29 protein-coding genes are annotated in these 26,053 nt (G+C 51.4%); 12 read left to right on the forward strand and 17 right to left on the reverse strand.

Translation table 11 applies throughout. The features are described from left to right. The first annotated feature begins 21 nt into the window (after positions 1-21). Entirely contained in the window at positions 22-459 is a 438-nt protein-coding gene (locus ACZ5PT_RS09000) for an SH3 domain-containing protein (RefSeq protein WP_464266487.1), read from the forward strand. Between the two features lie 356 nt (positions 460-815). Here ACZ5PT_RS09000 and arfB read toward each other — a convergent pair whose 3' ends face one another. The 3 genes from arfB to ACZ5PT_RS09015 form a co-directional block, all read right to left on the reverse strand. Next, positions 816-1,235, reverse strand: coding sequence for an alternative ribosome rescue aminoacyl-tRNA hydrolase ArfB (gene arfB, locus ACZ5PT_RS09005; RefSeq protein WP_464266488.1), 420 nt, complete (start codon positions 1,233-1,235; stop codon positions 816-818). Positions 1,236-1,243: 8 nt separating this feature from the next. After that, a complete protein-coding gene (locus tag ACZ5PT_RS09010; protein WP_464266489.1) occupies positions 1,244-1,492 on the reverse strand; it encodes a hypothetical protein in 249 nt (82 codons plus the stop codon). Between the two features lie 113 nt (positions 1,493-1,605). After that, positions 1,606-2,034, reverse strand: coding sequence for a rhodanese-like domain-containing protein (locus tag ACZ5PT_RS09015; RefSeq protein ID WP_464266490.1), 429 nt, complete (start codon positions 2,032-2,034; stop codon positions 1,606-1,608). A 444-nt stretch (positions 2,035-2,478) separates the two neighbouring features. Between ACZ5PT_RS09015 and ACZ5PT_RS09020 the strand changes: the two genes are divergently transcribed. Further along, positions 2,479-2,937: a phosphate-starvation-inducible PsiE family protein gene (locus tag ACZ5PT_RS09020; protein ID WP_464266491.1), complete on the forward strand. Its 459-nt coding sequence runs from the start codon at positions 2,479-2,481 to the stop codon at positions 2,935-2,937. A gap of 9 nt (positions 2,938-2,946) precedes the next feature. Here the strand turns inward: ACZ5PT_RS09020 and ACZ5PT_RS09025 are convergent, their stop codons facing one another. Beyond that, a complete protein-coding gene (locus ACZ5PT_RS09025) occupies positions 2,947-3,150 on the reverse strand; it encodes a hypothetical protein (protein ID WP_464266492.1) in 204 nt (67 codons plus the stop codon). 223 nt (positions 3,151-3,373) lie between these two features. On the opposite strand from ACZ5PT_RS09025, the gene ACZ5PT_RS09030 reads away from it, so the two are divergent. Next, positions 3,374-4,624: a class I SAM-dependent methyltransferase gene (locus tag ACZ5PT_RS09030; protein ID WP_464266493.1), complete on the forward strand. Its 1,251-nt coding sequence runs from the start codon at positions 3,374-3,376 to the stop codon at positions 4,622-4,624. 21 nt (positions 4,625-4,645) lie between these two features. On the opposite strand, the gene ACZ5PT_RS09035 is transcribed toward ACZ5PT_RS09030, so the two are convergent. The 3 genes from ACZ5PT_RS09035 to ACZ5PT_RS09045 form a co-directional block, all read right to left on the reverse strand. After that, positions 4,646-6,028 (reverse strand): DEAD/DEAH box helicase, encoded by a 1,383-nt coding sequence (locus tag ACZ5PT_RS09035; RefSeq protein ID WP_464266494.1) that lies wholly within the window; start codon positions 6,026-6,028, stop codon positions 4,646-4,648. Between the two features lie 557 nt (positions 6,029-6,585). Then, the gene (locus ACZ5PT_RS09040) at positions 6,586-7,188 is read right to left on the reverse strand and encodes a hypothetical protein (protein WP_464266495.1); all 603 of its coding nucleotides are present in this window, start codon (positions 7,186-7,188) and stop codon (positions 6,586-6,588) included. A gap of 777 nt (positions 7,189-7,965) precedes the next feature. Beyond that, positions 7,966-8,361 carry an RT0821/Lpp0805 family surface protein gene (locus ACZ5PT_RS09045; protein WP_464266496.1) on the reverse strand — a complete coding sequence of 132 codons (396 nt, stop codon included), beginning with the start codon at positions 8,359-8,361 and terminating at the stop codon, positions 7,966-7,968. A 412-nt stretch (positions 8,362-8,773) separates the two neighbouring features. Between ACZ5PT_RS09045 and ACZ5PT_RS09050 the strand changes: the two genes are divergently transcribed. Next, complete coding sequence (locus ACZ5PT_RS09050; RefSeq protein ID WP_464266497.1) at positions 8,774-9,076, forward strand: 3D domain-containing protein; 303 nt, start codon at positions 8,774-8,776, stop codon at positions 9,074-9,076. 34 nt (positions 9,077-9,110) lie between these two features. On the opposite strand, the gene ACZ5PT_RS09055 is transcribed toward ACZ5PT_RS09050, so the two are convergent. After that, on the reverse strand, positions 9,111-9,572 hold the full coding sequence (locus tag ACZ5PT_RS09055; RefSeq protein WP_464266498.1) for an NUDIX domain-containing protein: 462 nt from the start codon (positions 9,570-9,572) through the stop codon (positions 9,111-9,113). Between the two features lie 482 nt (positions 9,573-10,054). Between ACZ5PT_RS09055 and ACZ5PT_RS09060 the strand changes: the two genes are divergently transcribed. After that, the gene (locus tag ACZ5PT_RS09060; RefSeq protein ID WP_464266499.1) at positions 10,055-11,011 is read left to right on the forward strand and encodes a CsgG/HfaB family protein; all 957 of its coding nucleotides are present in this window, start codon (positions 10,055-10,057) and stop codon (positions 11,009-11,011) included. 45 nt (positions 11,012-11,056) lie between these two features. Here the strand turns inward: ACZ5PT_RS09060 and ACZ5PT_RS09065 are convergent, their stop codons facing one another. The 4 genes from ACZ5PT_RS09065 to ACZ5PT_RS09080 all read right to left on the reverse strand — a co-directional run bounded on the left by ACZ5PT_RS09065 (position 11,057) and on the right by ACZ5PT_RS09080 (position 13,108). Next, entirely contained in the window at positions 11,057-11,710 is a 654-nt protein-coding gene (locus tag ACZ5PT_RS09065; RefSeq protein ID WP_464266500.1) for a class I SAM-dependent methyltransferase, read from the reverse strand. A gap of 5 nt (positions 11,711-11,715) precedes the next feature. After that, a complete protein-coding gene (locus tag ACZ5PT_RS09070) occupies positions 11,716-12,273 on the reverse strand; it encodes a YaeQ family protein (protein ID WP_464266501.1) in 558 nt (185 codons plus the stop codon). Between the two features lie 83 nt (positions 12,274-12,356). Next, a complete protein-coding gene (locus tag ACZ5PT_RS09075) occupies positions 12,357-12,854 on the reverse strand; it encodes an RNase H family protein (RefSeq protein ID WP_464266719.1) in 498 nt (165 codons plus the stop codon). 17 nt (positions 12,855-12,871) lie between these two features. Next, positions 12,872-13,108, reverse strand: a complete 237-nt coding sequence (locus ACZ5PT_RS09080) for a VF530 family protein (RefSeq protein ID WP_464266502.1) — start codon at positions 13,106-13,108, stop codon at positions 12,872-12,874. 168 nt (positions 13,109-13,276) lie between these two features. Between ACZ5PT_RS09080 and ACZ5PT_RS09085 the strand changes: the two genes are divergently transcribed. Together ACZ5PT_RS09085 and ACZ5PT_RS09090 are read left to right on the forward strand one after the other, a co-directional pair. Then, complete coding sequence (locus ACZ5PT_RS09085) at positions 13,277-13,567, forward strand: GIY-YIG nuclease family protein (protein ID WP_464266503.1); 291 nt, start codon at positions 13,277-13,279, stop codon at positions 13,565-13,567. Positions 13,568-13,575: 8 nt separating this feature from the next. Continuing rightward, complete coding sequence (locus ACZ5PT_RS09090) at positions 13,576-13,821, forward strand: YheU family protein (protein ID WP_464266504.1); 246 nt, start codon at positions 13,576-13,578, stop codon at positions 13,819-13,821. Positions 13,822-13,967: 146 nt separating this feature from the next. On the opposite strand, the gene ACZ5PT_RS09095 is transcribed toward ACZ5PT_RS09090, so the two are convergent. Together ACZ5PT_RS09095 and ACZ5PT_RS09100 are read right to left on the reverse strand one after the other, a co-directional pair. Next, a complete protein-coding gene (locus tag ACZ5PT_RS09095) occupies positions 13,968-15,059 on the reverse strand; it encodes an alanine/ornithine racemase family PLP-dependent enzyme (protein WP_464266720.1) in 1,092 nt (363 codons plus the stop codon). Further along, positions 15,059-16,252, reverse strand: coding sequence for a DUF1611 domain-containing protein (locus ACZ5PT_RS09100; RefSeq protein WP_464266505.1), 1,194 nt, complete (start codon positions 16,250-16,252; stop codon positions 15,059-15,061). Before ACZ5PT_RS09100 ends, ACZ5PT_RS09095 begins: the two co-directional genes overlap by 1 nt. 406 nt (positions 16,253-16,658) lie before the next feature. Between ACZ5PT_RS09100 and ACZ5PT_RS09105 the strand changes: the two genes are divergently transcribed. The 3 genes from ACZ5PT_RS09105 (at position 16,659) to ACZ5PT_RS09115 (ending at position 19,296) form a co-directional block, all read left to right on the forward strand. Then, complete coding sequence (locus tag ACZ5PT_RS09105) at positions 16,659-18,137, forward strand: M81 family metallopeptidase (protein WP_464266506.1); 1,479 nt, start codon at positions 16,659-16,661, stop codon at positions 18,135-18,137. 146 nt (positions 18,138-18,283) lie between these two features. Next, entirely contained in the window at positions 18,284-18,631 is a 348-nt protein-coding gene (locus tag ACZ5PT_RS09110; RefSeq protein ID WP_464266507.1) for a hypothetical protein, read from the forward strand. A 23-nt stretch (positions 18,632-18,654) separates the two neighbouring features. Next, positions 18,655-19,296 (forward strand): 3'-5' exonuclease, encoded by a 642-nt coding sequence (locus ACZ5PT_RS09115; RefSeq protein ID WP_464266508.1) that lies wholly within the window; start codon positions 18,655-18,657, stop codon positions 19,294-19,296. Positions 19,297-19,313: 17 nt separating this feature from the next. Here ACZ5PT_RS09115 and ACZ5PT_RS09120 read toward each other — a convergent pair whose 3' ends face one another. Further along, positions 19,314-20,306: a phosphotransferase gene (locus tag ACZ5PT_RS09120; RefSeq protein WP_464266509.1), complete on the reverse strand. Its 993-nt coding sequence runs from the start codon at positions 20,304-20,306 to the stop codon at positions 19,314-19,316. Positions 20,307-20,401: 95 nt separating this feature from the next. Next, the gene (locus ACZ5PT_RS09125) at positions 20,402-21,088 is read right to left on the reverse strand and encodes a hypothetical protein (protein WP_464266510.1); all 687 of its coding nucleotides are present in this window, start codon (positions 21,086-21,088) and stop codon (positions 20,402-20,404) included. A gap of 472 nt (positions 21,089-21,560) precedes the next feature. Here ACZ5PT_RS09125 and nrfD point away from each other — a divergent pair, with 472 nt between their 5' ends. Next, positions 21,561-22,787, forward strand: a complete 1,227-nt coding sequence (gene nrfD, locus ACZ5PT_RS09130) for an NrfD/PsrC family molybdoenzyme membrane anchor subunit (protein ID WP_464266511.1) — start codon at positions 21,561-21,563, stop codon at positions 22,785-22,787. A gap of 102 nt (positions 22,788-22,889) precedes the next feature. Here the strand turns inward: nrfD and metC are convergent, their stop codons facing one another. Continuing rightward, on the reverse strand, positions 22,890-24,056 hold the full coding sequence (metC, locus tag ACZ5PT_RS09135; RefSeq protein ID WP_464266512.1) for a cystathionine beta-lyase: 1,167 nt from the start codon (positions 24,054-24,056) through the stop codon (positions 22,890-22,892). Between the two features lie 277 nt (positions 24,057-24,333). Between metC and ACZ5PT_RS09140 the strand changes: the two genes are divergently transcribed. Continuing rightward, complete coding sequence (locus tag ACZ5PT_RS09140; protein ID WP_464266513.1) at positions 24,334-26,046, forward strand: TM2 domain-containing protein; 1,713 nt, start codon at positions 24,334-24,336, stop codon at positions 26,044-26,046. Positions 26,047-26,053 lie beyond the last annotated feature (7 nt).

The raw sequence follows: 26,053 nt of genomic DNA on the forward strand, positions 1-26,053 counted from the left end.
TTGCCACTGAAAGGGGGCGTTATGAAGTTAGTCATTGCTATTTTACTGGTATTGAGCGGTGTAACTTATGTCTCTGCGGATGTTTTATCAGTTAAAAATCATTCTGCAGAAATCCGTGATTCTTCAAATCCATACCTAGCTCAGGTAGTTTTGGTTGTCCCTCGGAATTATCCATTGACCGTCGTTGAGGAGGATGGAGAGTATTACCGGGTATCCGATTTTATGGGGCGTGATGGTTGGGTTGAAAAGACCGCCATCGAAGCTGGGCGAACCGTGGTGATTAAGGTCCGTAGTGGCAATGTTCGCAATGGCCCGGGAAAGGGGAATGAGTTGCTTTTTCGTGCTAATCGCGGGGTTGCCTTTAAGGTGTTGGAGCAAAAAGATGATTGGTTGAAGGTAGAGCATGAGAGCAAAAGGGTTGGCTGGATTGCACGCAGTTTGGTTTGGGGGAACGGATAATAGACGGGTTGGTTTTTAGTTCTAGAATCGCAACTTCGTGTTTGAACTCTTTCGTGAATGATATTCTGTTTTTTTGATTCATTGAACACCTCTCGTTGGGTGGCGACTATACCACCTTAATTGGTGTCCAGATTTATTGAACCACTGCACAATGGATACATTCCTTTTTTAAAAATATCAACACGGAGTAATTTTTGAAACCGCCATTCCTTTTAGGGATGGCGGTTTTTAATAATTATGGGTGGCCGAATTGCGTCACAATCTGCTGCAATTAAGCATTCATAGGGGTGATTGAGATGGCGCTATGGGGTACCGATTCAGACTGAAATAAGGACGTTGATTGAAGGAAGAGCAATTTATTCGGTGACTTTTTGACGCATCGATTTGATCTGGCCGCGATTGGTTTTTTGTTGCAGACGTCTTACTTTTGCGCCGCGACTCGGTTTGGTTTTTTTACGCGACTTCGGGACGATCAACGCCTTTTTTATTAATTCTTGCAGCGAGGCCAAAGCATTGAGCCGGTTTTGCTCCTGGCTGCGGGTTTGCTGTGATTTGATAACCAGAATGCCATCTTTGCTGATCCGGTGATCGCGGAGCTGCAACAGGCGATCCTTTATTTGCTGCGGAAGGGAGGAATTGCGGATGTCAAAGCGGAGATGGATGCCGGTGGCGACCTTGTTGACATTTTGTCCGCCAGCGCCCTGTGAGCGGATCGCTGTCAATTCGATTTCGGCCAGTTGAATCGTGATTCGATTGGAGATCTGCAGGTTATTCATGAGTATGGCTATTCGAGTGCTTTTTCGGTGCGGTGGATGGCTTTGTCTTTCATTTTTATGCCTGCGTCCATCGAACCGATAAGTTGAAAAATTAAATAGATGATGATGACGAGTATCGTCAGCCAAAATACGCTTTTTAGTACCTTGAACGGTTTCCAGAGGGCGAACAAGGCAAGTAGTCCGGCAGCAATATAACAGAACAGGGGATAGTGATGGTAAAAGTCGAGGCCCAATTGATAAAGCTGACTAAATTCCATACCGAAGCATCTCCCTTAATGGGCAGAGTGATTTACCGGTGCAAAGGTAAATTGCCGCTGCCAGTAGATGTTGCCATGGATATCCTGAGCTGCAGAAAAATATCAATTAAGTATTAATCTTCAGGGACTTCGACAAATTCCTTATAAGGCCAGGCTTGCATACCTTTACGGAGAAGTGAAAGCCTGTTTATGTCAATGCCCCGTTCTTTCAGGTAGTCAAAGGCCCGCATGGCTCCGCCGCCGCCACGATGGCTGACAATAACTATCGGTGTCGCGACTTTTTTAAGTTCCGGAAGAACGGCATCAATTGCCGCACGGTTTTCGGTCGTTTTCAGCGGATAAGCGTAGGTGGCGATGGCATCTGCGAAATGACCAGCTTTGTAGGCGCCGAGAAATTGGATATCCAGAATGATCAGTTGCTTTTGGGCGGTCAAGTTGTCGCGTAACTGCTCTGTTTCGATATAGGTATAGTTGCCTGCCAGCGCCGGAGTTGTCGTCAGCAGTAAGAGCATAATGATCAAATAATAGAATCTTGTTCGCACAAAAAAACCTTTCTCCCCGACTCTGCGTTCCTGCTCAGGTCGGTTGCTTCTGTTTTCGAACGTGATGGTGAGCCGCTTCGCATCAGTTACAGGGTACTGACCCAGGGTTATTTCCTCGGTTCATGCGTTCAATTTACCACTGCTTTGATGATTAGTGAAAGGGAAGTTTTTGCGCAATCAGGTCGCCAAGCGGTAGAGCGCATTGGCTTCGATCCCCTTCATCTAAAGCTAGTGAATTTCGAGAAAGGCCTCGGCAGCTTCCGGCACGCGGTTGTCGGACAACAACTGGCCAATCGCCTGTGGGTAGAGTTCTTCGACCTCGGGGCTGGCGGAAAACCTGGTTTTTACGGCGGAGGCTCAGCAAAACATAACCAGAGTGACATCAAACACAAACAATCAAACGGGACAATCCGCGTAAATTGAAATAAAGGGGAGCAAAAAACAATGGAAAGACGGATTGTGTTGAAGGATTTTCCCAGCCAGTTTTTTGAACATTCGAACAAGGCCCTATTGAGCCTGTTGTTGCTGGCTTTGTTAGGGACTATCTGCGCCGGGGTCGCGCGAACTTTTATTGATCTGTACCACTGCTTTGCGCTGATCCTGCACGAGGAAAGTCTGCACCACAGTCTCAAAGTCATTTTGATCGACGTGCTGACGGTACTGGCGGTGGTCGAGGTGTTTCGTACCGCCATGGCCTATCTGGTCGAAGGGCGGGTCAAGGTGACTTATATTATCGATACCGTGCTGGTTGCCGTGCTGACCGAAGTGCTGGCCTTCTGGTACCGGGAAATTGAAACCACCCGCATGCTGATTGTTATTGCGCTGGTTTTGACGCTGATGTTCGTGCGTATTATGGCGATCCGCTTTTCGCCCAAGCGGCGGGAACTTTCTGATGGGCTATAGCGGGCTGGGTTAATCCAGCAGCGGCTTGATAAATTTTTCAAAGGTGACCTGTTGTTTGGACGTCAGCAGGTCGATATCGCCATCGTTGTCGAGTAAAAAGGTGCCGACCCCGATCACTGTTCTCGGCAGGTAGCCGCTTCCGGCGACAATCTCTTCAATGCGATCAGTGCGTTTGTTAATCAGGTGCTCCAGCTTGTCCAGGTCGAGTTGCATAAGTCTTTCTCCCGTTTGCGTTTATGTGCGTTTGTCGCGGGACTATAGAAGATAGTTTGTCGACAGACAAGCGCGAAGAAGACCTCGCGCTGGACAACAGCGCTAAAATAGTTCAAAAGGAGCTCCATCTTCGTGCCGACATCTGCTAAAGTCGGTTTTTTCGTTTCCCGGCTAAGGACCGTCGCTTGCGGAGCCGAAGCATCCCGAGGTTAGGATTTCTGCAATGAGTGACAAGCTACATCCCCTGTTGGCCGAATACCCACGCTGTGCTGCAAAACCCGTAAAACTGCAAGTGACAAATAGTGGCATGGCAAGCCTTCATCGGGGTCATCCTTGGCTTTATGCAGAAAAAATAAAAGCCGAGAGTCACCGGGGACAGCCGGGCGATCTGGCGGTCGTCTTTGATGCGAAAAGACGCTTTGTCGCCATCGGTCTCTACGATCCTTTTTTGCCGATCCGGCTGCGTGCCTTACGTGCCAGTAAGCCTGGGCCCATCGATCGCGCCTTTTTTGCCGAACGGATTGCCACTGCGCTGGCGCGCCGCCTGCCGCTGCTTAAAACAAACACCGATGGCTATCGGATGATTCATGGCGAGAGCGACGGACTGCCGGGGATGGTGATTGATCGCTATGCCGACACGGCGGTGGTCAAACTCTATACCCTGGCCTGGCTGCCGCACCTCTTCGATTGTCTGACCTGCCTGTTGGAGCAGCAACCGCTGGTGCGGATTGTGCTGCGTATCAGCCGTGGAATGAAGCAGCATCCGGAGTTTCTGCGCGGCCTGAGCGACGGGCAGATTATTTATGGCCCGCCGATTAGCGAAACCCTCACCTGTCTCGAAAACGGACTGCGTTTCGAGGTTGATCCGGTGCGCGGGCAGAAGACCGGCTTCTTCCTTGATCAGCGCGACAACCGGGCCCGGGTCGAGCGACTGGCCAAGGGGCGTCGGGTCCTCAACGCCTTCTCTTATAATGGCGGATTTTCCCTCGCGGCGGCCCGCGGTGGCGCAACAGAAGTCACCAGCCTCGATCAGAGTGGCCCCGCTCTGCAATCGTCACAACGTAATTTCGCCCTCAATGCCGATGTCCCCGCTATCGCTGCCGCGACGCATCTGACCATTGAGGATGATGCCTTTAAGGCGCTGGCGGAATTGGTCAAGCAGGGTAAGAAATACGATCTGGTGATCATCGACCCACCGGCTTTTGCGGTACGCCGTTCCCAAGTCAAAGAGGCGCTAAACGCCTATGCTCGCCTGGCCCGTTTAGGCGTCAGCCTGCTGGCCCCCGGCGGTGATATCGTTCTCGCGTCCTGCTCGAACCCGATCAGTCCCGAAGATTTCCGCAAGACCGTGTGTGATGCCGCTGCCCGCGCCGGACGTCCGCTGCGGAAGATTTCAGAGACCAGTCATGCCCTCGATCATCCCCTCGATTTTGCTGAAAGCCGCTATCTCAAATGTCTCTTTGCCAAGGCCTAGTCTTTTCGCCCAATATTTTTATCAGCGGACGCCCGATTTCGGCTTTGCAGTCGAACGTTTTTTAGTGTCCCGCTCTTGGCGCTGATTTCTTCTGCCGCCGGGTGCTCCTTGCGGTTTGTCAGTGTCCTGCAGTTTGCCACCCCGGCGTGATTTAACGCCGGTTCGTTTTGACTCATCAGCAGTTTTCGGTTCTTCCCCCCGCGCTTGTCCCTGTTTTGACTTCTTTGGTTTTTTCGGCCTGACCTTGGTTTGCCGGGTCAATGGGACCTTGTGGTTCGGGACAAACCCGGTCTCCACTTCGCGGACCAGGGTCTGCTTGATCAGCGATTCAATCGCCGCGAGTAGTTTGACCTCATCGGCGCTGACCAGGGAGATTCCTTCCCCTTGTAGGCCGGCGCGCCCAGTGCGACCAATCCGGTGTACATAGTCTTCTGGCACTTTGGGCAGGTCGAAGTTGATGACGTGCGGCAGATCATCGATGTCGAGACCGCGCGCGGCGATGTCGGTGGCGACCAACACTCTGGTCTTGTTGGCTTTGAAATCGGTCAGCGCGCGACTGCGCAAGCCTTGGCTTTTGTCGCCATGAATTGCCACGGCAGAGAGGTTTTCGCTTTTCAGGTGCCGCACCAGTTGGTCGGCACCGTTTTTGGTGCGGGTAAAGACCAGCACCTGCGACCAGTCTTTGGTACTGATCAGGTGGCTGAGCAGGGCCGATTTCTTATTTTTATCGACCTCGTAGGCAAATTGCTTGACGTTCTTTGCTGCCGAGTTACGTGGACTGATGTCTATTTTTAGCGGACGCTTAAGGAGCTTGTCAGCGAGGTTGCGAATCTCGTCGGAAAAGGTCGCCGAAAAAAGCAGGTTCTGGCGCTGTCTCGGCAGCAACGCAAGGATTTTCCCGATCTCTTCGCTGAACCCCATATCGAGCATCCGATCAGCCTCATCGAGGACCAGGGTTTTGACTTGGTCAAATTTGACAGCGTTCTTATCGGCCAGATCGAGCAGCCGTCCCGGAGTCGCTACTAGGATATCTACGCCGCTGCGCAGTTTCATCATCTGCGGATTGATCTTAACTCCGCCGTAAACAACGGCGCTTTGAAGTGGCATATATTTGCCGTAGCTGGCAATGCTTTGCTCAACCTGAACCGCCAGCTCGCGGGTCGGCACCAGTACCAGGGCACGGATGTGGTTTGCTCTGACCTTGTCGCCAGTCGCCAAGCGCTGCAGCAATGGCAAAGTATAGCTAGCTGTTTTACCGGTGCCGGTCTGTGCGGCGGCCATGACGTCCTGAGCGGAAAGCACCGCAGGGATCGCCTTGAGCTGGATCGGCGTCGGCTTGCGGTAACCGTTCTCTTTGAGGGCGCGGAGTATTGGCTCGGAAAGTTCGAGGGATAAAAATGACATGGCTGGTATCTCGCAAAACAGTTGATGGTTTCTATCGCTGGGAGTGTACGTTGCAGGTGATTGGTTACGCAAGGGGATACCGTCGTTGGTCATTGGGTTGGTTTTTAACTCTGTTTGTGGATTGAGTTGTTCTTCGCATGAAATGCAGGGTTAAGCCATCTCAAAGCTCTTTGAAGATCTGAAGCTTACGAAATTAGTCTCTGTATCACGGAAGCAATAGGCACAGTGGACCAAATATTAAGTCTTTGTTATTGGAAAATTCCCTTACAGGAGCAAAGTTTTTTTAGATTTTTAGTATGTATCCTTCAAACAGCAAGACTATCTCCCAGCTTTCTATTTCCCATATTTCATGCCGACTAGGTAGAGAATTGGTCAGCTCGGTCCGGCGGGGACTTTAATAGATCTGGTTTGCAGATCGGATCTTTGGGACGGTCGGTTGTCGATCAGGTTCAAAGTTTTGAAAACTGCGGGGACGAGTGTCTTGGATTGCGGGCCATCTTCATTCAAGGCACCAGAGTTGCCGTCGGGTACGTGATTAGGCAACTGGCTTCCCTCCTTTAAAACTTATCAGTGTCCTTCTTGATGCTCCCATTTTTATCATCCTGGTACTTGTAGCCACCCTTAGTCTCGACAGCTTTTTTGTAAGATACGTCTGTGTATGTAAGGATTGGAGCAGAGAATAGTTTCAACATGATTTGGTCGGTGTCATTGAGATTCCACTGATATACTTTCTTCAGGCTACGTTTGATCTTGCTAGGATGTCCATATTTCTCGGTGAACACGTTGATCAGTGCTGGGTAAAACTGTTTTTTGACCATTGCTCCAGTCATCATGACTTCTATCTCATAGAGTATTCTGGGTCGCTCAGGAGCAATTTTCATGCTGACTGTTGAGCTAACTCCTAATAGCTTGGTTAAATATCCAACGGAAGAGGCCTTCCAGAATCGCTCATTGATGAACCTTTGATTAAAGCCACTATCTTTGGAGGTGACACCAGTCTGAGTTAGGGGAATGTTGTTAGCTCTTGCTGTCTCGACTATCTCAGATAAAGTCATGCCTGTTTTCCACACATCAAATTCAATAGCAAGGGCATGGGTGGATATAACCAGTATGAGCAATAGTGAAGAAATAGCGGCTATGTTTTTGATTGAAGGATTCAACGTTCCTCCGTTGTGCAATATGAGATATCAGTACTTCTGCTTCTCAGGTAACACTCCACGAACGCCGCCCTTAGGATTGCCCATGTCGTTCTCTCTGGGCGGCCTTAGATTGAATGGGCTACAGACTGGCCTGAAACTTCACCGAAATTCATCCCTATGTTTAATCCCTTGATGGTGCAGTCAGCTTCTGAGAGTCGCTTCTTCAGTATAACAAGTATTGTTGAGTCGCAGTTGGTCGAGTAGGCAATTTCCCCCTGTCTCGAATGTTGTTACATTTGAAAAAGCCGTCGGAGCATTTCCGGCGGCTTTCCTGTTCCAAAACATCTAGATTTTGATAAAACCTAAAGTGAAAGGCCCGCCACTTGCCGCGCGGGCCTTCTAACTATTCTGCGAGTTTCCCTGGTCACGGGATCTTCCGGCGCTCAATGGTCGCCGGTTGCTGTGTAGTACTCATCATTGAATCGGGCGTAGTTTCGATAGGCAAACCTCCTTGCTGGGGTTAGCGAATCTAAAACATCCTACACTTGGATTATACAACTATCTGGCGTCAATTACACCCCCCGCAGATCAATTAGTTCCACCAAGCAGGGAGTCCGCAACTGTTGTGACTCTAGTGGCGGTGTTTCCACCTCCACCTGTTGTCAAAATGCCATAAATGAGACCCGTTTCAGCGATGAAGGCGTTTAAAATGATTGTGACCACGATGCTTTGAATACCCGAAGTTGAAGAACAGAGCATTGGGATACCTGTACGGGTAATAGCGTCGTGGTTGCACATCTACATAGAGTTTCTTCTCCTCGGGGTTTTTTTTACTACTGGCTGCAATGTTTTCGGGTCGACAATCCACCAACTGCCATCAGGTTGTCGACAGGCAGTTCCATCGACCTGCTGCTCGCGATTGTCAATGATGATGGACTGATGGAATTCGCGACATGACTGCCTAGTTGTCGTTAGCAGGGTTTTGACCGGCATCGTCATGCCAGAAATGTTGGCGTCGGGGTTATGCCAGTTTGCAGCAATCCCGGAGGTGTTGTATTCCAGCGCAGACTGAAAACATTCATTCGCTGCCCGCTGATCGATGGTGGAAACCGGTTGAAGAAAACCCTGTCCCTGTGCCGAGGAAAATGCTAGCAGCAGGCTGACTGTCATGAGTAATGAAAAGTTTCGTTTCATCTTACCCTCCCTGAGAGAGAGTTATGTTTCTGCTAGTCGATCGTCTCTACCCTTATAAGGGTTCCAACCAGATGTACGCTCCGGGAGTCATTAGTGTCGTATCCACAGCTCAAACCACCCTTTCGAGAAAGATCACCATGCTTTGATTATAACAGACGAGTGCCTGCAAATGGGATCTACCGCAGTAGCAAATTGGTGACCAAACCAACGTGGCTTACAATCTCGAATATAGTAAATTTCGGCAATTTCCCACTGTGTCGCCTGTGCGTCACCGCATTCAAAAAAGTTTGAGACAACTGCCTACTGCAATTGTTCTTCATGCTGTTCCTGGTCTCGGGATTTCCCAGACTTCTGGAATCGACATTTTAATGCTGGCCCCAATAAAGATGATGTTTATACCGGTCGCACCGCATTGGGAACCGAACCACACGAACCCTACGCTGGCCTTATATCTCTCGACACCCTGACCCATCCCTGGACCTTGCCGCATCGATTGCTGCTACCCTGGATGTGGGCTCCTCAGGATGGGACAATTGCTGCCGACTGGAGTTACATCAAACCGCGAACCCGAATCTATATTCCTGGCTATGGCTGGGGCCGGGTAGAAGACAAGGGATCGGCGATCAAAGGAAATAACCGACTTGATCTGTATTTTGACTCCCATCAACAGGCCCTGATCTGGGGTCGTCGTACTGTTGTCGGTACGGTGGACTAAATAACTATCAAAGGGAGTAAATTAGAAACTAAAATTACCTACTACTGACCTTGAGGCCAGCTAAGCTGTCGCGATAATCCTGAAGAATCTGAGCGTGATCGAAGCAGAGTTCGACCGGCAGTTGATCGATGGCAAAGAGCTGTGCCTGGGCCGCATCATCACCACCGCACAACAGACCTTCCCCTTCGGCGGTAAAGACCATGGAAATGTTGTGCTGGCGTGGGTCCCGGTTGGGGTCGGAATAGGCTCTGAACTGGCACAAGTTGTTGAGCTGCAGCGCCGTCTCCTCTTTGGCCTCGCGCAGCGCAGCCTGCTCAAGGCTCTCGCCGTAGTCAACAAAACCACCGGGCAGCGCCCAGCCGTAAGGTTCGTTTTTACGTTCTATGAGCACAATCCGTTCGTTCTGACGAATAATAATATCGACCGTGGGGAACGGGTTTCTGTAAATGGTGACGGCGGCATTACATTTGGGGCACTTCAAGCTGTTCTCATGCATATAATCAACCTTTGCATCTATTGTTATGGCAAATTCTGGGAAAAGGCTATGAGGCCCAGACCGGCTAGATTTTATCAAGTATACCTCGCAAGTTTTTGATAAAAGAATGCTTTTATGATCCTTGAACGAAATGCATGCCATTTTTCGAAAATCCGTAATCGCGGGTTTCTGTAGACGAAAAGATTCTATCTGTGGCTTTGAGGAGGTGGTGTGGTCTGTTGTGATGCACTTAATCTCACGATTGACCGTTCTGTGAGGTGACTTAAATTGACGGTATACAGTGGTTCTCTCCCGTAGCGTTGCAACAACGTTACGGGCCAAAAGCTTTCCTGGAAAATAGCCACAAACTTGGTTGTGGGCATTGGCGTGTCGTGGAATCATTGACAAATAAATCGTACAAGATTCCTTTTTAAAAACATCAACACGTAGTAAAAAGAGAATTGGATTTGCTTGCGGACGTAATTTCGTGGAAGGCATTGATTGTGAAAAAGTTACTCTCAGGCGTTTGCCTGCTCTTTCTGACCGCTTTGACTGCTTGTGCTCCGTTAAGCACTTTTCAGGCAGAGGGCTATAAATACGAAAAACCCCGCGTTGCCATTTTGGAATTTGATAATAAGGCTTCGCTCAGTCGTCAGTGGAAACTGAGCAACGGGATGCGCGATCTGCTGGTTGATGCACTGGTTAAGACGAACCGCTATACGGTTTTGACCCGCAGAGATCTGGATGTTGTGCTCTCCGAACTGGATATTCAGCAAAATGCAGCTTTTCGTACACAGGGAAAACTGCAGCAGGGCAAGCTTAAAAATCTGCAGTATCTGATCAAAGGGGCGGTAACCGATTTTGCCCATGTCGGAGGGGGCGCTTTGCGCGTTATCGGCAGCAAGTTGGGGGTTGGTGGCAGCGGTGAGGTCGCGGTTGTTTCCGTCACCATTTATGTCATCGAGGTCGAAAGTGGCGAAATCGTCGCGAGTAAAAGTATGGAAGGCTCAGCAAGCGCCGGTTCGGTCGATTTTAATGCGACCTATAAAAATGTCGGCTTCGGGGGCAAGGCTTTCTTTCGCACCCCGCTGGGCAAAGCAACCCAAAAAGTCATGCAAGAGTGTCTTATTGAAATAGGCAAAGCCATTGCCACAGAAGAGTGGCGTCCCGCTGTGGTTAAGGTAGACGGTCGCCGGGCCATCATCAGTGGGGGGGGTAACCGCCACATCACGGTCGGCTCCGACTGGGCCGTCTATACGCAAGGTGAGCCGCTGATAGATCCGAAAACGGGTGATGTTTTGGGCCGCGAACCGGGAGTTTTAGCGGGACGAATTCGCGTGACCGAGGTTCTGGATAAATACTCGGTTGCGGAAGTTCTGAGCGGAGGTTTTCGTGTCGGGCAAGTCCTTCGGCCGGCCGAACCGATGGTTAAAGAAAAACCGGAAGAGTTAAAGCGCTAGCAAGGTGGTGGGTTTTTTGGGCCGACTCGCTGTCAGTCGTCGTAGCTAGGGTTTTCTAAGCAGGATGACGTCCTTTGCCGCAAAGCTGAGTTCGGTATCGAAGCGTTGCGCCAGATATTCAAAGGTGCTGTGGCTGTAAAAGCAGATGTGGGTCAGGTCACGAATATAGTGCCACTGACGAAATGCCTGTTGATCGATCACCAGCTTAGTCATCAGTCCCAACCAACCACCTGGTTTTAGCAGCGAAAAAAGGGTGGTGAATTCTTTGTCCGGAGTGTGCAAGTGCTCGACAACTTCGGTGGCGCAGATAAAGTCATACTGCTTTGTTAGCAGCGCAGGATCGTTAAAGTAGAATGGATCAAAGAGATCCATGTGATGACCCCGTTCCTTGAATATTGCCGCCAGAGCCGGCCCAGGACCGCAACCGAAGTCCAAACCCCGCTGATCAGGGGCGAGCTGCTCCAGTAAGGGGGTTGCAAGGCGCGCGAGAAATTGGCGATAACCCTGATCCTGCACATCATTCTGATGCAAATCATAGATCGCTTTTTCCTGCTCGATACTCAGCCAATAGCGTTGCGGAACAAAGACCAAGGCGCAAAGGGAGCAGCGTAGGTAGCTGCGCAGTTTATCCTCGAAAAATAACTCGATCTGCTCGGCTTGACACAGGGGGCAATGGGTCTTTGGGACGCTTGTTTTCATCGGCCTCAGTTGTGTAATGAATCTGCTGATTGACGGATCAGTGGGGTGACACTGCAGGTCTGTTCGCCGCTGCTCAGCCAGATCTCGCCATCCTGTATCGTGCATTGTAGCTGCATGCTGCGTTGCACCAGACTCGTCAAACCTTTGGTTGCTGTTTCCGGCAGCTCGATAACGCTGAGGTTGTTAAAACGTTGCAGCTTGTCCGCAGTGCGCTGCCACCACAGATCGGCGCCGCGACCACCATAAGTATAGAGAGAAACCTGAGCAGAACGATTGCAGGCCTTACGCAGTCGGCGTTCATCCGGCAGGCCGACATCGATCCACCGTTCTATCTCCCCGGTCAAACTCATCTGCCAGAGATCCGGCTCTTCGTCGTCGCACAGCCCCTTGGTGAAATTCAGCTGCTCATCGGCGTGCAGGGCAAAGGCGAGCAGGCGGACCATCATCCGCTCGTCGGTCTCCGAGGGATGTCGGGCCAGGGTCAGTTGGTGCTCGGCGTAATAGTTGCGATCCATATCGGAAATCTGCAGATCGACTTTAAAAATGGTGGCGGTCAGGGCCATCGAGTGTCCTTCTGTGTTCGCACGGGGCGGTAAATTCTTATTTTAATAGTTTGCAAATATCAAGGGCTGACCCTTTAAGGAGTCTATTCAGTTGAGCTTTCAGCCTGATTGTCTTCGCGTAATGCCTGCCTCGATGCTCTATCCACCAGGGTGAAAAGATGATCAGTCGGGGTCTTTTGATCCGCTGGCAGATGGCCTGCTAATTTGACAAAATTACAATTTAATTGGTCGCTGAGTCGATAGAACTGCTGATACAGTGCGTAGTTTTTCAGGCGGATATTTTTCTTCGAGCGGTAATCATTCTGCTCTAGGCGTTGCCGTCTTGCCGGAAGACCGATGATGTTTTGCGAATCAGTATAGACAATCAGTTTGCAGTCTGATGGCTGAAGTTCGTCAAGAGCCCATAATAACGTCTGTAGTTCCAGTTTTGTCGAAGATGTCTGCGCAAAACGCTTCACTTTGACCTGCGTTTTTAACTGATCGACAGAAAGTTCCGGGTCAAGCACCGCGAGGTAGGCTCCGTAGCCGATCTTCGACTGGGTATTTACGCTGCCATCGGTCAACAGCATCAACTCTTGCATGGGTATGATTGAATCGTTCAAGTCGACTTATTGTCGCTGGTCTTCATCGCCAGGTAGAGATTTTCGACCTGCTTTCTTGCCCAGGGGGTCTTGCGCAGAAATTTGAGGCTGGACTTCACTGAAGGGTCGTTATTGAAACACTTGATGTTGATACGCTGCCCCAGGTCGTCCCAGCTATAATATTCGACCAGGCTGTTAATGATCTGCTCAAGGGTCACACCGTGTAGCGGGTTTTTGTTTTGTTGGTCACTCATCGGCTGTTTTTGATCCATCTTTTGTGAGAATTGACGATTGGGGGAGTTTAGTGGCGGTGGGTTTTATAAGCAAGGGGATAAGGGGAGTGGTCAGCATTCCTTTTGCATGTTACCGTGCGCGGCAGCTTCATAAGGCCAACGACAAGCAGCAGGCAACGGGACGCGCACATGAACTGGCAGGTCTATATTATCCACTGCTCGGACGATTCCCTCTATACCGGGATCAGCACCGACGTCGAGCGGCGTTTTGCTGAGCATACTGCCGGAAGCGGGGCCAAGTATTTTCGTGGTCGCTCTCCGCGGCAAATCGTCTATCTGGAGCAGGATCACGATCGCAGCAGCGCCAGCCGTCGTGAAATCCAGATCAAAAAACTGCGACCGGACGAGAAGCGCAGCCTGATCCGTTCTCTGGATAATCAACTGGCAGCTTTTTTAGCCACCCGCGAACCCGGCGATTGAGGTGAGTTATGTCTGAAGAAAATAAAATTGAATCGCCGGAAGAGGGGCTTGAGGTGCCGTACGCCCAGCTCGATCCCGATACGCTGCGGCGGATGATCCAGGAATTTGTCACTCGGGACGGCGCCGACTGGGCCGAGGTCGGTTGCACGCTGGAAGATAAAGTTGAGCAGGTTCTCCGGCAATTGCGTAATCAGGAGGTGAAGGTCGTTTTTGACCTGAAGTCACAAACTGCAAATCTGGTCACCTGCCGTTAGCTCCTTTTTATCGGATCCACTCTGTCTTCTAGTCACCCCTGATTTTTTGCCAGTGCAGCATGGCCCGTCTCCTTCAGTTTGAGGGGACGGGCCATGTTCGTTTGACCTGTTGTTGAATTGAGTTCGTTTCGAAAGTTCTTACGCAACTACGCCCCTGCAGTGCCTCGATGTATTGCTGCGGGGGGGACAACCTTGGTCACGAAGGGAGAGGTCATGGCACGAACCAGTGCGCTGTAGTTAAGTTGGAAGGTCACTTCATCGCCGACCGACAGGTGATCGCTTTCGGTCTCTAGGATTAGATGGTCACTACTGGCTCCCATCAATTGGATCCCTGCTGGTGGTTGCAGGCCGTCTGGGTCGATATCCTGTTGCCCGACTGCGAGGATGCTTTGCCTGACTTGCCCCCGATCAATAGCGGGTGGCGTCTCTCCAAAGGCATTTTGCGCGATCGTGCCGGATGATTGGGATGGCTTTGTTTTGGCTTCGATCACTTCTGCGCTGAGGGTGATTGCGTCGGTGTGCAATCCGGCGATCGGCTGACGATAGAGGGTTTCGCACCCGAGCAGGATCGCTTCCCCTAAGCGAAGATCATTAATCCGTCCCGTTTCCGCACCACTGAGAGCCCACTGAAGGTTGGCAGAGTTTCCGCCCGATACGATCTCGACCGTCAGGTCGAAAGTCTTTTCGATCTTGTCAGCCAGTGCGGATAACAGGGCCATGTTTTTTTCATCAGGACAGACTCCGCTTCGGCACGCGAGATTGGTGCCGACCCCTTTAAACTGGAGATTCGGCAAATCAAGCGTTTCACGCACAGTGTCGATCAGATCATCGGGCATGATGCCTTCACGGAGGTCTCCGAGCTCGACCATAAGAACGATCCCGTGAACGCGATCGGCCTTTTGCGCCTCAAGGGACAGTTTTCTGATCACCTCGATTTCGGTGTTGACGCTCACATCGACAGACCTGACGACGCGACCCGCCTGACTCAGCATCGGTGAACGGATCAGTGTCATTGCTGCCGACTGCTGGCCAATACGCATTGATTCGATATTTTCGATGCGCGAGTCTCCCAGTCTTTTTACCCCGGCCCGCAGCAACGTAGCGGCAATCTCAGCGGAGCCAAGGGTTGCCTTGGTCACGCCGGTGACCGAGATGCCACGCTGTGCCAATCGATCAACCAGTGTGTGGGCATTATGGTAGATTTTGTCGAGGTCGATATTCAGCCGCGGGGCGGCCATCATGCGTTAGCGGCCTGTTTCCCCTTTAACGCCGGGAAGGCCGCAAGAACCATTTCGACCAATCGCTCTGGCGAGCGCGTCAGCGCATCGGTGGCCGGGATACCGAGTTCCTGCTCATACTGCGTAATGGCTGCGCTTACCTCGGTGTCGTTCATGCCCTCATGGTTGATCGTCAGACCGATAATTTTGGTGTCGGAGAAGGTCTCGATAAGATTGATCTCGCTGGCCGGTGTCGGCATCGGCATTTTTTCAAAATCGCAGCGCTCACTGCGCCGTGGCGCATGCTGCAGCACAACGCCGTTGGGGCAACAGCCGCGGAGGATAAAAGAAGTGGAGGAGAAGGCGGGATGACTCAACGCGCCTTGACCTTCGACAACGATGACATCGGGACTCTCGTTTTCGAACGCTTTGACGACCGTCGCTTCCAGTTCGCCCGCGCAGAATTGAGAGGGTACGGCGTCGAGCGCAACCCCATAGCGTGCCCCTTGGATTAAGCCCGTCTGGCCGGTACCGATCATCAGCGTTTTGATGCCCGAGTCATTGAGAGCGCTGGTTATGATGTTGGCGGTGGTGCGTTTGCCGATTGCGCAGTCGGTCCCGAGCACAGCGATGACCGGGCAGGTGACTTCGGCGATCCGCCCGCTGAACAAGTGCAAATCTTTCTTGTCGCGGGGTCTGCGAACATCAAGAATTTCCACCTTGCAGGCGATGCATGCAGCAGCAAAGACCGGGTCATCGTTGAGAAATTCATGCAGACCGTTGACGATATTCATCCCGTGGCTCATCGCCTCAAGCACCAGACCGCGCTCGTGTTTAGAGAGCATGCCACTCGATGGAGCCATGCCGAAAATGAAAAAATCAGGGACTGGGCCGGCTTGAGCCAGTGCCTCAGCAAGGTCGCGACAGACAGGAATGTCGTTCGTCTTGCCATCAAGGACCATGCCGGTATCAAGCCCGGCTTTTTTACTGTCGATAACCGAAAGGATTTTATACTTCTCTGAGCGTCTGATCAGACCGTTGGCTGTTTTGCCGTCAATATCACCAAAATTAGCTTCACAATAGACAATTGCGGTGGCAATACGAGGCTGGTCTTCAGCCGATTGAGATGAGACGGCCAGCGTAATTTTATTCTTGGCAGACGTGAGAGGGGTTTCGGACGTGTTCAAAGACACGACGGGCGGTGCTATAAACATAGCTACTCCTTTGAGTATGAGTCTCAGAGGAGGCGACGGGATCGTTCCGACCAGTATTGGTCGATGGTCAACGAGAGGTCCCAACTAAGGTTGGATGCTGCGGAAATAAATTCCCACTAGGCAGGTTTCGTTGATAACTTTAACACACTGCAGCATAAACTTCTGGCAAATAACTGAAAAATCGAACTTTATGGCGTTTGCTCGGGGGACTTATCACCTCACATGCGGCATGAAGTCAGCTTCTTACCTCCGCAGCGGAAAAGAAAAAGAACGCAATTTCCTGGATGGTATATGATGAACGTTGTTGGTTTCAGATGAACGGCCAAAGCTTTTCAAAAGAGCAGCATGTTACACTTCTCATATTCGCTTTTCTCTTAGTTTTTCTCTTGCAGGCACGGATTTTCCCATGAGTTTTAATGTACTGACTGCTGAAATTTCCCATGAAACCAATTTTTTCAGTCTGCATAAAACCGGGCAAGAAGCCTTTATGGCTCGTTATGCCCTGATGGGCGCAGCAGCCATCAAGGAGCGCGGCGACGAGAATACCGAACTGGCTGGTTTCCTTGACGCCGGCCGTGTGCATGATTGGCAAGTCACTCATGTTCTTAGTGCTGCTGCCGGGCCAAGCGGAAAAATAAGACGCAAGGCGTTTGACTGGCTCTGTGGTCCGATTCTCTCCAGCATCAATGAGCATCAGTATGACGGGCTTCTGCTTGGCTTACATGGGGCGATGGGGCTCGATTTTCGTGAAGATGGTGAAGGCGAATTGCTACGGCGTATCCGCAGCCTGGTCGGCAACGAAATGCCGATTGCCATCACCCTGGATCCACATGCGAATGTCAGCAGGCGGATGTGTGAACTGGCGGACATTATTGTTTCGTTCAAAACTTATCCGCATATCGATATGCGTGACACCGGTCGCCAGGCGGGAGACATTCTCCAGCGGACGATGGCCGGTGAAATCAAACCACACACGACCTTCGTGCGTCGTCCCATGCTCGAAGAAGTCAATGGTGGTCGCACCGACATCGGCCCGATGATCGAGCGCATTGCCGCGGCGCGCGCCTATGAGAAGCAGCCGGATGTCTTTGCCGTGAGCATCAATGCCGGGTTTGCCAGTGCCGATGTCAGGGAGGTTGGTCCAACGGTCGTGGTGACCGGGCAGGGGGATTTTGCGGCGCACACTGCTTTCGCCGAAACCATCGCTGATGATATTTGGAGCCGACGCTTTGAAGTCCTCAACGATTATCTCGGTGTTGACGAGGCGGCAGCTATAGCCGCGACTTACCAGCCCGATCAGGGACCGCTGGTTATTGCCGATTATGCAGATAATCCCGGCGCCGGCGGCTATGGCGATTCAACGGAACTGTTGCGCGCACTCCTCGACGCGGGTGTGAGCAATGCCTGTTTTGCCCCCATGGTGGATGGCGCGGCGGTGCAGGCGCTGCAATCGGCAATTGTTGGTAAGGCCGTTCAGATTACACTTGGAGGCAAAACTGATCCAGACTTCGGTGGTGGTCCACTTGTTTTAGAAGCCGAACTTGTCTCCCTCAGCGACGGGCACTTCACTGGCGATGGTCCCATGGTCCACGGACTTCACGGCAGTTTCGGCTCCAGTGCGGTCATCCGGGTCGGTGGGATTGAAATATTGGTGGTGACCATATCCCGGCAAATTCTCGATTTACAGCAATTCAAAGCCTTTGGTATCGATCCGCAAAGTAAGGATGTCGTGGCACTAAAGTCGATGCAGCACTTCCGGGCTGCATTCGAACCGATTTCGGGAGAAATAATTGTCTGTGACAGCGGCGCACTTTGCACCCCCCGTTACGACCGGTTGCCCTATCGCAACGTGCCGAGACCGATTTTCCCACTAGATCCGTCATAAAGCTGATACCCACCGATCTGGTAATCCGGCAGGCAGAGCCTTCCTTTTGCCGGACTGCTGAGCGAGACTGAACCCATTGTCAGTCGAGCTATTTGTGGTAGTATCCGCGCCGTCCCCCGCTGCTGAATCTGTTATCCGAGGTTATTGTGAAAAATAAGCTGCTGCGTCTTGCTGAACTTGTCCAGGAAAACTTTCCGGAAGATCTTGTCGAAGTCTTCAAATCCAACGACAAATCGTCCTTGGCCAAACGTCTCGCCATGATCTCCCGAGCCATAACGGGACATCAGCGGCGCTCCGAAACCCTTTGGTTGCAGGCCGGGAAAAAACGCACGCCCGCCGAACGGCACGCCGCCGCACAAGCAGAACTTGCCGCTTTTGTCTTTGCCTATCTTACTGGCGATGCCAAAGAATATGCTGACAGTGGAATTGAGGCGCTGCGGACGCTCGGGCGAGACGGTGAAGTCGACCTGGTTTCCAGTCTTTCGAAGCTTTGAGGGCTAAGTTTAAAGGCGACAATATGTTTTTAAATGCAAGTGAAGCTATCGTGGTTCTCGATTTTGAAACCAGCGGCATGTCTCCCGATCAGGGCGACCGAGCGATTGAGGTTGGCGCCGTTATGTTACAAAACGGGCGGATTGTTGATCGTTTTCAGAGTTTGATGGATCCCGGTTTTCGGGTGAACGGTTTCATTCAGGATTTTACCGGTATCAGCAACGCCATGCTGCAAAAGGCCCCGGATAACGCCACGGTGATGGCCGAATTTGCCGAGTTTATCGGCGACTGTCCGCTGGTGGCGCACAATGCCTCTTTTGATCGCCGTTTTCTCGCCGCGGAGTTACAGCACATCGACTGCGACCGCCCACTTAACTTTGCCTGTTCGATGCTGGTGGCGCGACGCATCTATCCGCAGGCGCCCAATCATAAGCTGGCCACTCTGGTTGCTTACAAGCAGTTGCCGATAGGTGGTCAGTTCCACCGTGCCTTGGCTGATGCCGAGATGACAGCGCATCTTTGGCTGCAGATGGCCGAGGATCTGCAAGCAGACTATGGGTTACGTCAGGTTTCTTTTGCGCTGCTGCAGAAGTTAGGCAAGGTCGCCAGGCGCAAAGTCCCAGCATTTCTTGAAAAACACTGCGACAGTATTAGAGAGAGTTTGTAGGGGGCAGGCTTTGAAATTTACTCAGCGCTGTTTTCCCTTTTCAGCTGTCGAACCACCGAGCGTGCCAGCTGTTCACTGTAGGCGTTCAGTTTCCAGTGGCCGGGACTCCAGCCTTTGAGGAAACGGTGAAAATCGGTCCACGCCAGTGGGAACAACGGGCGCCAGTCTTCTTCCACTGCGTCCGCATCGACGGCCGGCTGCAAGAGGGCCAGGGCCTGCTTCAGCGCGGCAAAATAGTGATCGAGTAACCCGCGTTCGAGTTGCGCACATTCCCCTTCCGCCAGGCAACTGCCGATAAGGTAGGCGACATCCTTCATTCCACAGCCGCCACCGACATATTGAAAATCGACTGCCGCAACCTTTTTGCCGTCAGCAGAAAAACAGAAGTTGGCTAGTTTCGCGTCACCGTGGACCAGCGTTTGGTAGCGACTGTCTGCTAACCGCTGGTCAATGGTCGCCGCCGCCTGTTTGAGGGGCTGGTCGGTGAGGGCTGCGAGTTCCTCCGGTCGGGTCGCAAGGTGCCAGTAGGAGCCCTGCTGCCAGAGTCCATCCGGCTGGCAGCCGAGGTGGGTGGCGTGAAAGTTAGCCAGCCAGTCTAGGCAGGCGGACCGCTCCTGTTTGTTCACCGTCTCGCGACGCTGCGGGAATCCGCTTTCGTCAAGATCTTCGAGGACCATCAGCGTCTCGTCGCCGCGGGTTTCCACCGCCAGGCAGTGTGGGGTTCGGCAGTCGGCTCCGCAGCGGTCGCTCCACTGTGCATACCAGGCGGTTTCCACTTCGTAAGAGCGTAGTTTTCTTAGGTGAGAGCGATCGGAATTCCAGCCGCGGGGGTGGTCTCTGTGATCTGGAAATTGAACATGTTTGACCACCACCTGTTTTCGTTGTGTGCCGCTCAGGCGGTAGCGCAAGATGGCACCGTAGCCGCTCCAGAGTTCTTGAATCACCTCGATTAACTCGATGCAAGTGGCCCCGGTTGCCTGGCGAATTATTTCTGGGAAGTCTCTATGCATGCTTTTTAGTGATCGCTGCGATCTGCTGCTGTGGTAAGAATCTACTCGATCCATTTTGTCGTTTGGAGTGAAGGGCAATGGAAGCGACTGCCCGGTCAATCTGTGTCGGGTTGACCGCTGGTAAGTTTACGCTGGTTGAAATAATCAGTTATACAGTCGCGGGCCCATTTCCGGTCACCAGCACAGCAGTGTTCGGCGATTAGTGTTAGGTCCTCGCTATTGTAACCGCGGCCTTCTGTTTGTTTCACCCATAATTTTTGGAATCTCTCAATCAGCTCAATATCCCAGTAATATTCCTTTATCGTTTTGTTGCCGTCTTTTTCCTCTATTCTTGTTTCGCTACAGGGGATCAGAGCCTTTACCGTCCGCGGGGACAGGCCTAGTGTCGTCGCGACTGTCGAGAGGCCCCACAGGCCATCGCCTTTTTTCTTTCTCAGGATGTTCTTCTTCGGGCCGTTTTTCTTTACGCTGATCGCTGGGCAGTGTGGTCGCAGCAGCTCGATCAACTCGTTGATTTCATCGGTTGCGAAATCCTCGCTTGAAAAAAGGCACTGGTACTGAAACTCACTCGCCTCCAATCGACAGTCGAAGGTCGGTTTTGTCGCACCCGCTTCCTGCGTTATCCGCATCGCCGCATTATGCTCGAAATCAAGGATTTCGGCATCTGCATCCGTTTCTTCCATATATTTCTCGACCAGCTTATTTTTCAGCGCTCCCTCTTCCAGGTAGAAAAATAGCTCGATTTGCCGGTTGCTGATCAATTTCAATAGTTCGGAAATCATTGCTCTCACTTGATGATGGGTTCCGCCGGTGGGCAGAAGCGAAGATCTATCCCGCAACGTCGATTCTGGCTATTCTTTGCTCGTTCTGGGAGGCTGGATTGTACGCCTTGTTTCTGTCTCCAGGCAAGCAGATATGGTCATTTGTGGGGTTGGTGAATGTACCTTGGTGGTTATTGAGCAGGGACTGCCATTCCCGGTCCGCAGCGAATTTGGAATGCTCCATTAGAATTACCAACGTATTTGGTCGTTAATTTTAATAAATCTATTTTTCCAGGAAACATGTGGAAAATCGTAAAAGGTAAAGCCCTGTAAATTAAGGTAGAAACATTGTTCTACGCTTGGTTGAGTCGCGCAAATCGTCGATTCTTACAACGTCGTTTCTTGAAAAAGCTATGTTAAATATGTTGACCGATATATTAATATTATATATGTTGGATTTTCTTTATATGACTACGATTAGCTAGGAGATGAGATGGATATCAGCAAAAAAAGTCCGGGTGAATTGTTGTGGTTTGGCGTTCTTATTTTGGGAATGTTTGCCGGTGTGTCTGCGGTTATTGCGGTTTTTACAATGGGGCATGGACATGCTTACAATACAACCCGGGAGCTTCCCTGGGGCATTCTTATTTCTTCCTACATCTTTTTTGCCGTCTCCTGCTCGGGGCTGTGCCTGATTTCCAGCCTTGGACACGTTTTCGGCATTGAGCAGTTTCATGCCTCTGCCCGGCGCGCTATTATTTTAGCTATTGTGATGATGCTGTGTGGTTTTGGAATAATCGGCATGGAACTTACCAATCCGATCCGGTTGGTGATTTACGCGATTCTCAGCCCTAACTTCCAATCACCCATGTGGTGGATGGGGACACTTTACGGTTTCTATTTGGCTGTTCTGGTCATTGAATTCTACTTTTGTATGAAGAATAATCGGCGCGGCGCATTCTACTCTGGATTGCTGGGTTTTGTGCTGGCGATTGCTGCACCATCAAACCTTGGCGGTGTTTTTGGGATGCTTGCCGCAAGACCTTTCTGGAGTGGAGTCTTTTCGCCTGTTTATCTGGTTGTCACCGCATTGATCTCGGGAACCGCTTTGATGTGCTTGGTGCACTATTTGAAAGTCCGTTGCCGGAATGAGGAATTCTGTAACCACGATAAAAGCTACATGTTTCTTCTCGGCAGAATTCTCGCGCTGCTGCTTGGTATCCTGGCGTTTTTGATGATCTGGAAATTTATCGTCGGCATCTTCCAACATCAACAAGGCACCTATGATGCTTTGATGACGATGATATCCGGTCCCCTGGCATTTAACTTTTGGTTTTTCGAAGTTATCGTTGGCATCCTGATCCCCTTTGCCATCGTCCTGACACCTTCATTGCGCAAACCCCTGGCGCTTACGTGCGGCAGTGTGCTTGCTCTGATCGGAATGTTTTTCATGCGTTATGATTACGTCATCGCCGGGCAAATCGTTCCGCTGCAGGACGGTAGCATTGACGCTGGTCGTGAACTCCTGCAGTACACCCCGTCGTTAAGCGCGATCGGTATTATTGTCGGTGCTTTTGCCCTTTGCCTGTTTCTTTACACCCTGGCCGAAAAGTATTTTGATCTCGAGGTTCGACACAGTCATGCACCGATCAAGGTCGCAGGTAGAGAATCCGTAACGATTAATGACTTTGACGCTGATGATGTTGGCTACAGCAACTAACCTGCGCCATTTCAAGACATATCTATAGCAAGAAGGGGACAGGCATCGACAACGCCTGTCCCCTTCTTTTTGCGGTTGCTGAGTTCACGCAGGGCGGCCGGTTTACAGTTTTGCCAACGCCTGTTGTACATCGGCTTTCAGATCGGTGACATCCTCAAGGCCGATATTCAAGCGGATCATCCAGCGATCATGGTAGCGAGAGATCTCCGTCTGGGCGAACTTCCCGGCGGTCACCAAGCTCTTGAATCCCCCCCAGCTGTAACCGATGCCAAACAGCTCCAGACTGTCAACAACGCGAGCTACCGCCTTTTCATCATACTGTGGTTTCAAAACGAAGGAAAAAATCCCCGCCGCGCCGCTAAAATCACGCTGCCAGATGGCATGCTCGGGATGGCTCGGCAGGGCAGGGTGCAAGACCGTTTCGACCGCCGCATGTGTTTGCAGCCACATGGCCAGTTCCAGGGCAGCCGTTTCGTGCTGCTGCAATCGCACCTTGAGGGTTTTTAGACCGCGCAGCGCCAGATAGCAGGCATCCTGAGAAGCAAATATTTCCAATGACCGACAGAGTCGGTGAAACCGCTCATAACAGGCTTCGGTCACGGTGACGCTGCCTAGAAGCACATCCGAATGACCCGATATGTACTTGGTGACCGAGTGGATCGAAATATCGACCCCATGTTCCAGCGGTTGGAAAAACAGCGGTGTTGCCCAGGTATTGTCGATGGCGGTAATGATATTGTGCTGGCGAGCCACCTTGACCACCGCCGGGACATCCTGAATTTCAAAGGTGTTGGAGCCCGGTGATTCGAGCAGGATGAAACGGGTCTGCGGGGTAATGTGATTCTCGATATCGGCACCGACATTGGCCGGAAAATATGAGGTTGTTACGCCGAATTTATCCAGCACGTTTTTGGCGAAGCGCCGTACCGGTCCGTAGACACTATTGCAGATCAGCAGGTGATCGCCACTTTGCAAAAAAGCTTGCAGGGTACTGGTAATGGCCAGCAGCCCCGATGGAAAAGCGCGGGTGTGATAGCCCCCTTCCAGTTCGGTCATCGCTTTTTCAAAGGCCAGTTGGGTTGGGCTGCCGTCGGTGCCGTAGGTGAAGCCGTCGTATTGCCCTTGCCCGGCAGCCTTCAGTTCCGCGTAGTCCTCAAAGAGAACCGTAGAGGCATTGTAGATCGGTGGATTAATAGAGTGGTAACGCTCCAACTTGCTGCTGTCGCCGCTATAGCCGCTGCCGATGATTTGGGTCGCTTTATCCTTCATGTTTTTCCTTTTAATTATCGCAATGAACTCTAGAAGCTCACGAAAAAAGAAACACTATATATTAAAGACTTTACTGAACAAGGTCGAACGGTACAAGAGGTACATTTTTTTGATGCGCAGATTGAGACTTCAAGCACAGTCATTGAGTTTGATCGTAGACTGCGTCTCCATTGACATTTTTAGGCGAACCTCTATGGTTGGAGGTTCCTAATGGTGCCGACGGGCCTAGGAACGTGCAGCGAAGTTACTTGATAAAGACGATAATCGAGAGGGATAAATGCCTGTAGATAAAGAAAATAAAGATTTGCTCGCGGCTCAAGAGTTGGAAGCAGCGGAAGGGTCGGAAGAGTCGGAAGAGTCGGAAGAGTCGGAAGAGTCGGAAGAGTCGGAAGAGTTGGATGAGTCGGAAGAGTCGGATGAGGTAGTTGCGACGATGAGTGCCGAAGAGACCGAAGAGACCGAAGAGACCGAAGAGACCGAAGAGACCGAAGAGACCGAAGAGACCGAAGAGACCGAAGAAGTCGAAGAAGTCGAAGAAGTCGAAGAAGTCGAAGAAGTCGAAGAAGTCGAAGAAGTCGAAGAAGTCGAAGAAGTCGAAGAAGTCGAAGAAGCCGAAGAAGCCGAAGAAGCCGAAGAAGCCGAAGAAGCCGAAGAAGCCGAAGAAGCCGAAGAAGCCGAAGAAGCCGAAGAAGCCGAAGAAGCCGAAGAAGCCGAAGAAGTCGAAGAAGTCGAAGAAGTCGAAGAAGTCGAAGAAGTCGAAGAAGTCGAAGAAGTCGAAGAAGTCGAAGAAGTCGAAGAAGTCGAAGAAGTCGAAGAAGTCGAAGAAGTCGAAGAAGTCGAAGAAGTCGAAGAAGTCGAAGAAGTCGAAGAAGTCGAAGAAGTCGAAGAAGTCGAAGTGGCCGAAGTGGCCGAAGTGGCCGAAGTGGCCGAAGTGGCCGAAGTGGCCGAAGTGGCCGAAGTGGCCGAAGTGGCCGAAGTGGCCGAAGTGGCCGAAGTGGCCGAAGGACCAGCAGGACCAGCAGGACCAGCAGGACCAGCTGGACCAGCAGGACCAGCAGGACCAGCAGGACCGGAAGGACCAGCAGGACCAGCAGGACCAGCAGGACCAGCAGGACCAGCAGGACCAGCAGGACCAGCAGGACCAGCAGGACCAGCAGGACCAGCAGGACCGGAAGGACCGGAAGGACCAGCTGGACCGGAAGGACCGGAAGGACCGGAAGGACCGGAAGGACCGGAAGATGCCGCTGGGTTGGTTGATAAGGCCGAAAATAATGAGCCGGTTGATAGCGGTGGCTGGGGGAATAACGCCCAAGTAGCAGAAAACCCGGATGATGGTGAAATCGCTTCCAGTGGTGTCAAGCGACTGCCGTTTTTTCTGATTACCCTTCTATTAGGCGGTACTGGCGGCCATAAGATTTACTTACAGCAATATCGTTTGGCAGCACTCTATTTTCTTTTTTATTGGAGCGGCATCCCAAGCCTTATCGCGATCGGTGAATTTGTCATCTCTTTCAGAAAGAGTGAGCAGGAATTTGCCGAAAAATATCCCCAGCCGCGTAGCAAGATTTTTTATTCCTCAATTGGCTTGCCGATCGTTGGAATGCTTTTCTACGCGATTGTTTTTGCGCTATTTTTTCCTCTGGGGACCTCGGTCGAAACGAACAATATGTTTGCTTCAAGCGATGCCAAAGCCTGTCGCGCTGGCCTTAAGGTGCTGTATGCGAAACAGCAGAAGCCTCCTGAGTCCCCTGCGGATCTGATGGCTGCCGGTTGCCGTGCTGCGGAAAATGTTTTCTTGTTTATTCTTCCGGCAGCTGAAAGTTATGTCGTCGTGGGCTTGCATCGTGAAGGGACCTTGGCGTACCTCCTCAGTAGTCATGATTCCGGAGTGCAGGAGCTTGAAAAGGGCGAAGCTGAAACTGAATTAAGTGAAGCATTTATTGTTGTTGAAGAGAAAGATGGCGTTGCCGTTATTTCGCAAAAAAAATGAAGGTTCA

The organism is Desulfuromusa ferrireducens (genome assembly GCF_055389805.1).

What these genes read in the sequence shown, in the direction of transcription:
- ACZ5PT_RS09045 (WP_464266496.1), bottom strand. Translation starts at nt 8,361, where the DNA reads ATGAAACGAAACTTTTCATTACTCATGACAGTCAGCCTGCTGCTAGCA.
- nrfD (WP_464266511.1), top strand. Translation starts at nt 21,561, where the DNA reads ATGGATATCAGCAAAAAAAGTCCGGGTGAATTGTTGTGGTTTGGCGTT.
- ACZ5PT_RS09065 (WP_464266500.1), bottom strand. Translation starts at nt 11,710, where the DNA reads ATGAAAACAAGCGTCCCAAAGACCCATTGCCCCCTGTGTCAAGCCGAG.
- ACZ5PT_RS09020 (WP_464266491.1), top strand. Translation starts at nt 2,479, where the DNA reads ATGGAAAGACGGATTGTGTTGAAGGATTTTCCCAGCCAGTTTTTTGAA.
- ACZ5PT_RS09100 (WP_464266505.1), bottom strand. Translation starts at nt 16,252, where the DNA reads ATGTTTATAGCACCGCCCGTCGTGTCTTTGAACACGTCCGAAACCCCT.
- ACZ5PT_RS09010 (WP_464266489.1), bottom strand. Translation starts at nt 1,492, where the DNA reads ATGGAATTTAGTCAGCTTTATCAATTGGGCCTCGACTTTTACCATCAC.
- ACZ5PT_RS09080 (WP_464266502.1), bottom strand. Translation starts at nt 13,108, where the DNA reads ATGAGTGACCAACAAAACAAAAACCCGCTACACGGTGTGACCCTTGAG.
- ACZ5PT_RS09120 (WP_464266509.1), bottom strand. Translation starts at nt 20,306, where the DNA reads ATGCATAGAGACTTCCCAGAAATAATTCGCCAGGCAACCGGGGCCACT.
- ACZ5PT_RS09000 (WP_464266487.1), top strand. Translation starts at nt 22, where the DNA reads ATGAAGTTAGTCATTGCTATTTTACTGGTATTGAGCGGTGTAACTTAT.
- ACZ5PT_RS09125 (WP_464266510.1), bottom strand. Translation starts at nt 21,088, where the DNA reads ATGATTTCCGAACTATTGAAATTGATCAGCAACCGGCAAATCGAGCTA.
- ACZ5PT_RS09025 (WP_464266492.1), bottom strand. Translation starts at nt 3,150, where the DNA reads ATGCAACTCGACCTGGACAAGCTGGAGCACCTGATTAACAAACGCACT.
- ACZ5PT_RS09075 (WP_464266719.1), bottom strand. Translation starts at nt 12,854, where the DNA reads ATGCAAGAGTTGATGCTGTTGACCGATGGCAGCGTAAATACCCAGTCG.
- ACZ5PT_RS09085 (WP_464266503.1), top strand. Translation starts at nt 13,277, where the DNA reads ATGAACTGGCAGGTCTATATTATCCACTGCTCGGACGATTCCCTCTAT.
- ACZ5PT_RS09070 (WP_464266501.1), bottom strand. Translation starts at nt 12,273, where the DNA reads ATGGCCCTGACCGCCACCATTTTTAAAGTCGATCTGCAGATTTCCGAT.
- metC (WP_464266512.1), bottom strand. Translation starts at nt 24,056, where the DNA reads ATGAAGGATAAAGCGACCCAAATCATCGGCAGCGGCTATAGCGGCGAC.
- ACZ5PT_RS09105 (WP_464266506.1), top strand. Translation starts at nt 16,659, where the DNA reads ATGAGTTTTAATGTACTGACTGCTGAAATTTCCCATGAAACCAATTTT.
- ACZ5PT_RS09115 (WP_464266508.1), top strand. Translation starts at nt 18,655, where the DNA reads ATGTTTTTAAATGCAAGTGAAGCTATCGTGGTTCTCGATTTTGAAACC.
- ACZ5PT_RS09140 (WP_464266513.1), top strand. Translation starts at nt 24,334, where the DNA reads ATGCCTGTAGATAAAGAAAATAAAGATTTGCTCGCGGCTCAAGAGTTG.
- ACZ5PT_RS09095 (WP_464266720.1), bottom strand. Translation starts at nt 15,059, where the DNA reads ATGGCCGCCCCGCGGCTGAATATCGACCTCGACAAAATCTACCATAAT.
- arfB (WP_464266488.1), bottom strand. Translation starts at nt 1,235, where the DNA reads ATGAATAACCTGCAGATCTCCAATCGAATCACGATTCAACTGGCCGAA.
- ACZ5PT_RS09035 (WP_464266494.1), bottom strand. Translation starts at nt 6,028, where the DNA reads ATGTCATTTTTATCCCTCGAACTTTCCGAGCCAATACTCCGCGCCCTC.
- ACZ5PT_RS09030 (WP_464266493.1), top strand. Translation starts at nt 3,374, where the DNA reads ATGAGTGACAAGCTACATCCCCTGTTGGCCGAATACCCACGCTGTGCT.
- ACZ5PT_RS09090 (WP_464266504.1), top strand. Translation starts at nt 13,576, where the DNA reads ATGTCTGAAGAAAATAAAATTGAATCGCCGGAAGAGGGGCTTGAGGTG.
- ACZ5PT_RS09055 (WP_464266498.1), bottom strand. Translation starts at nt 9,572, where the DNA reads ATGCATGAGAACAGCTTGAAGTGCCCCAAATGTAATGCCGCCGTCACC.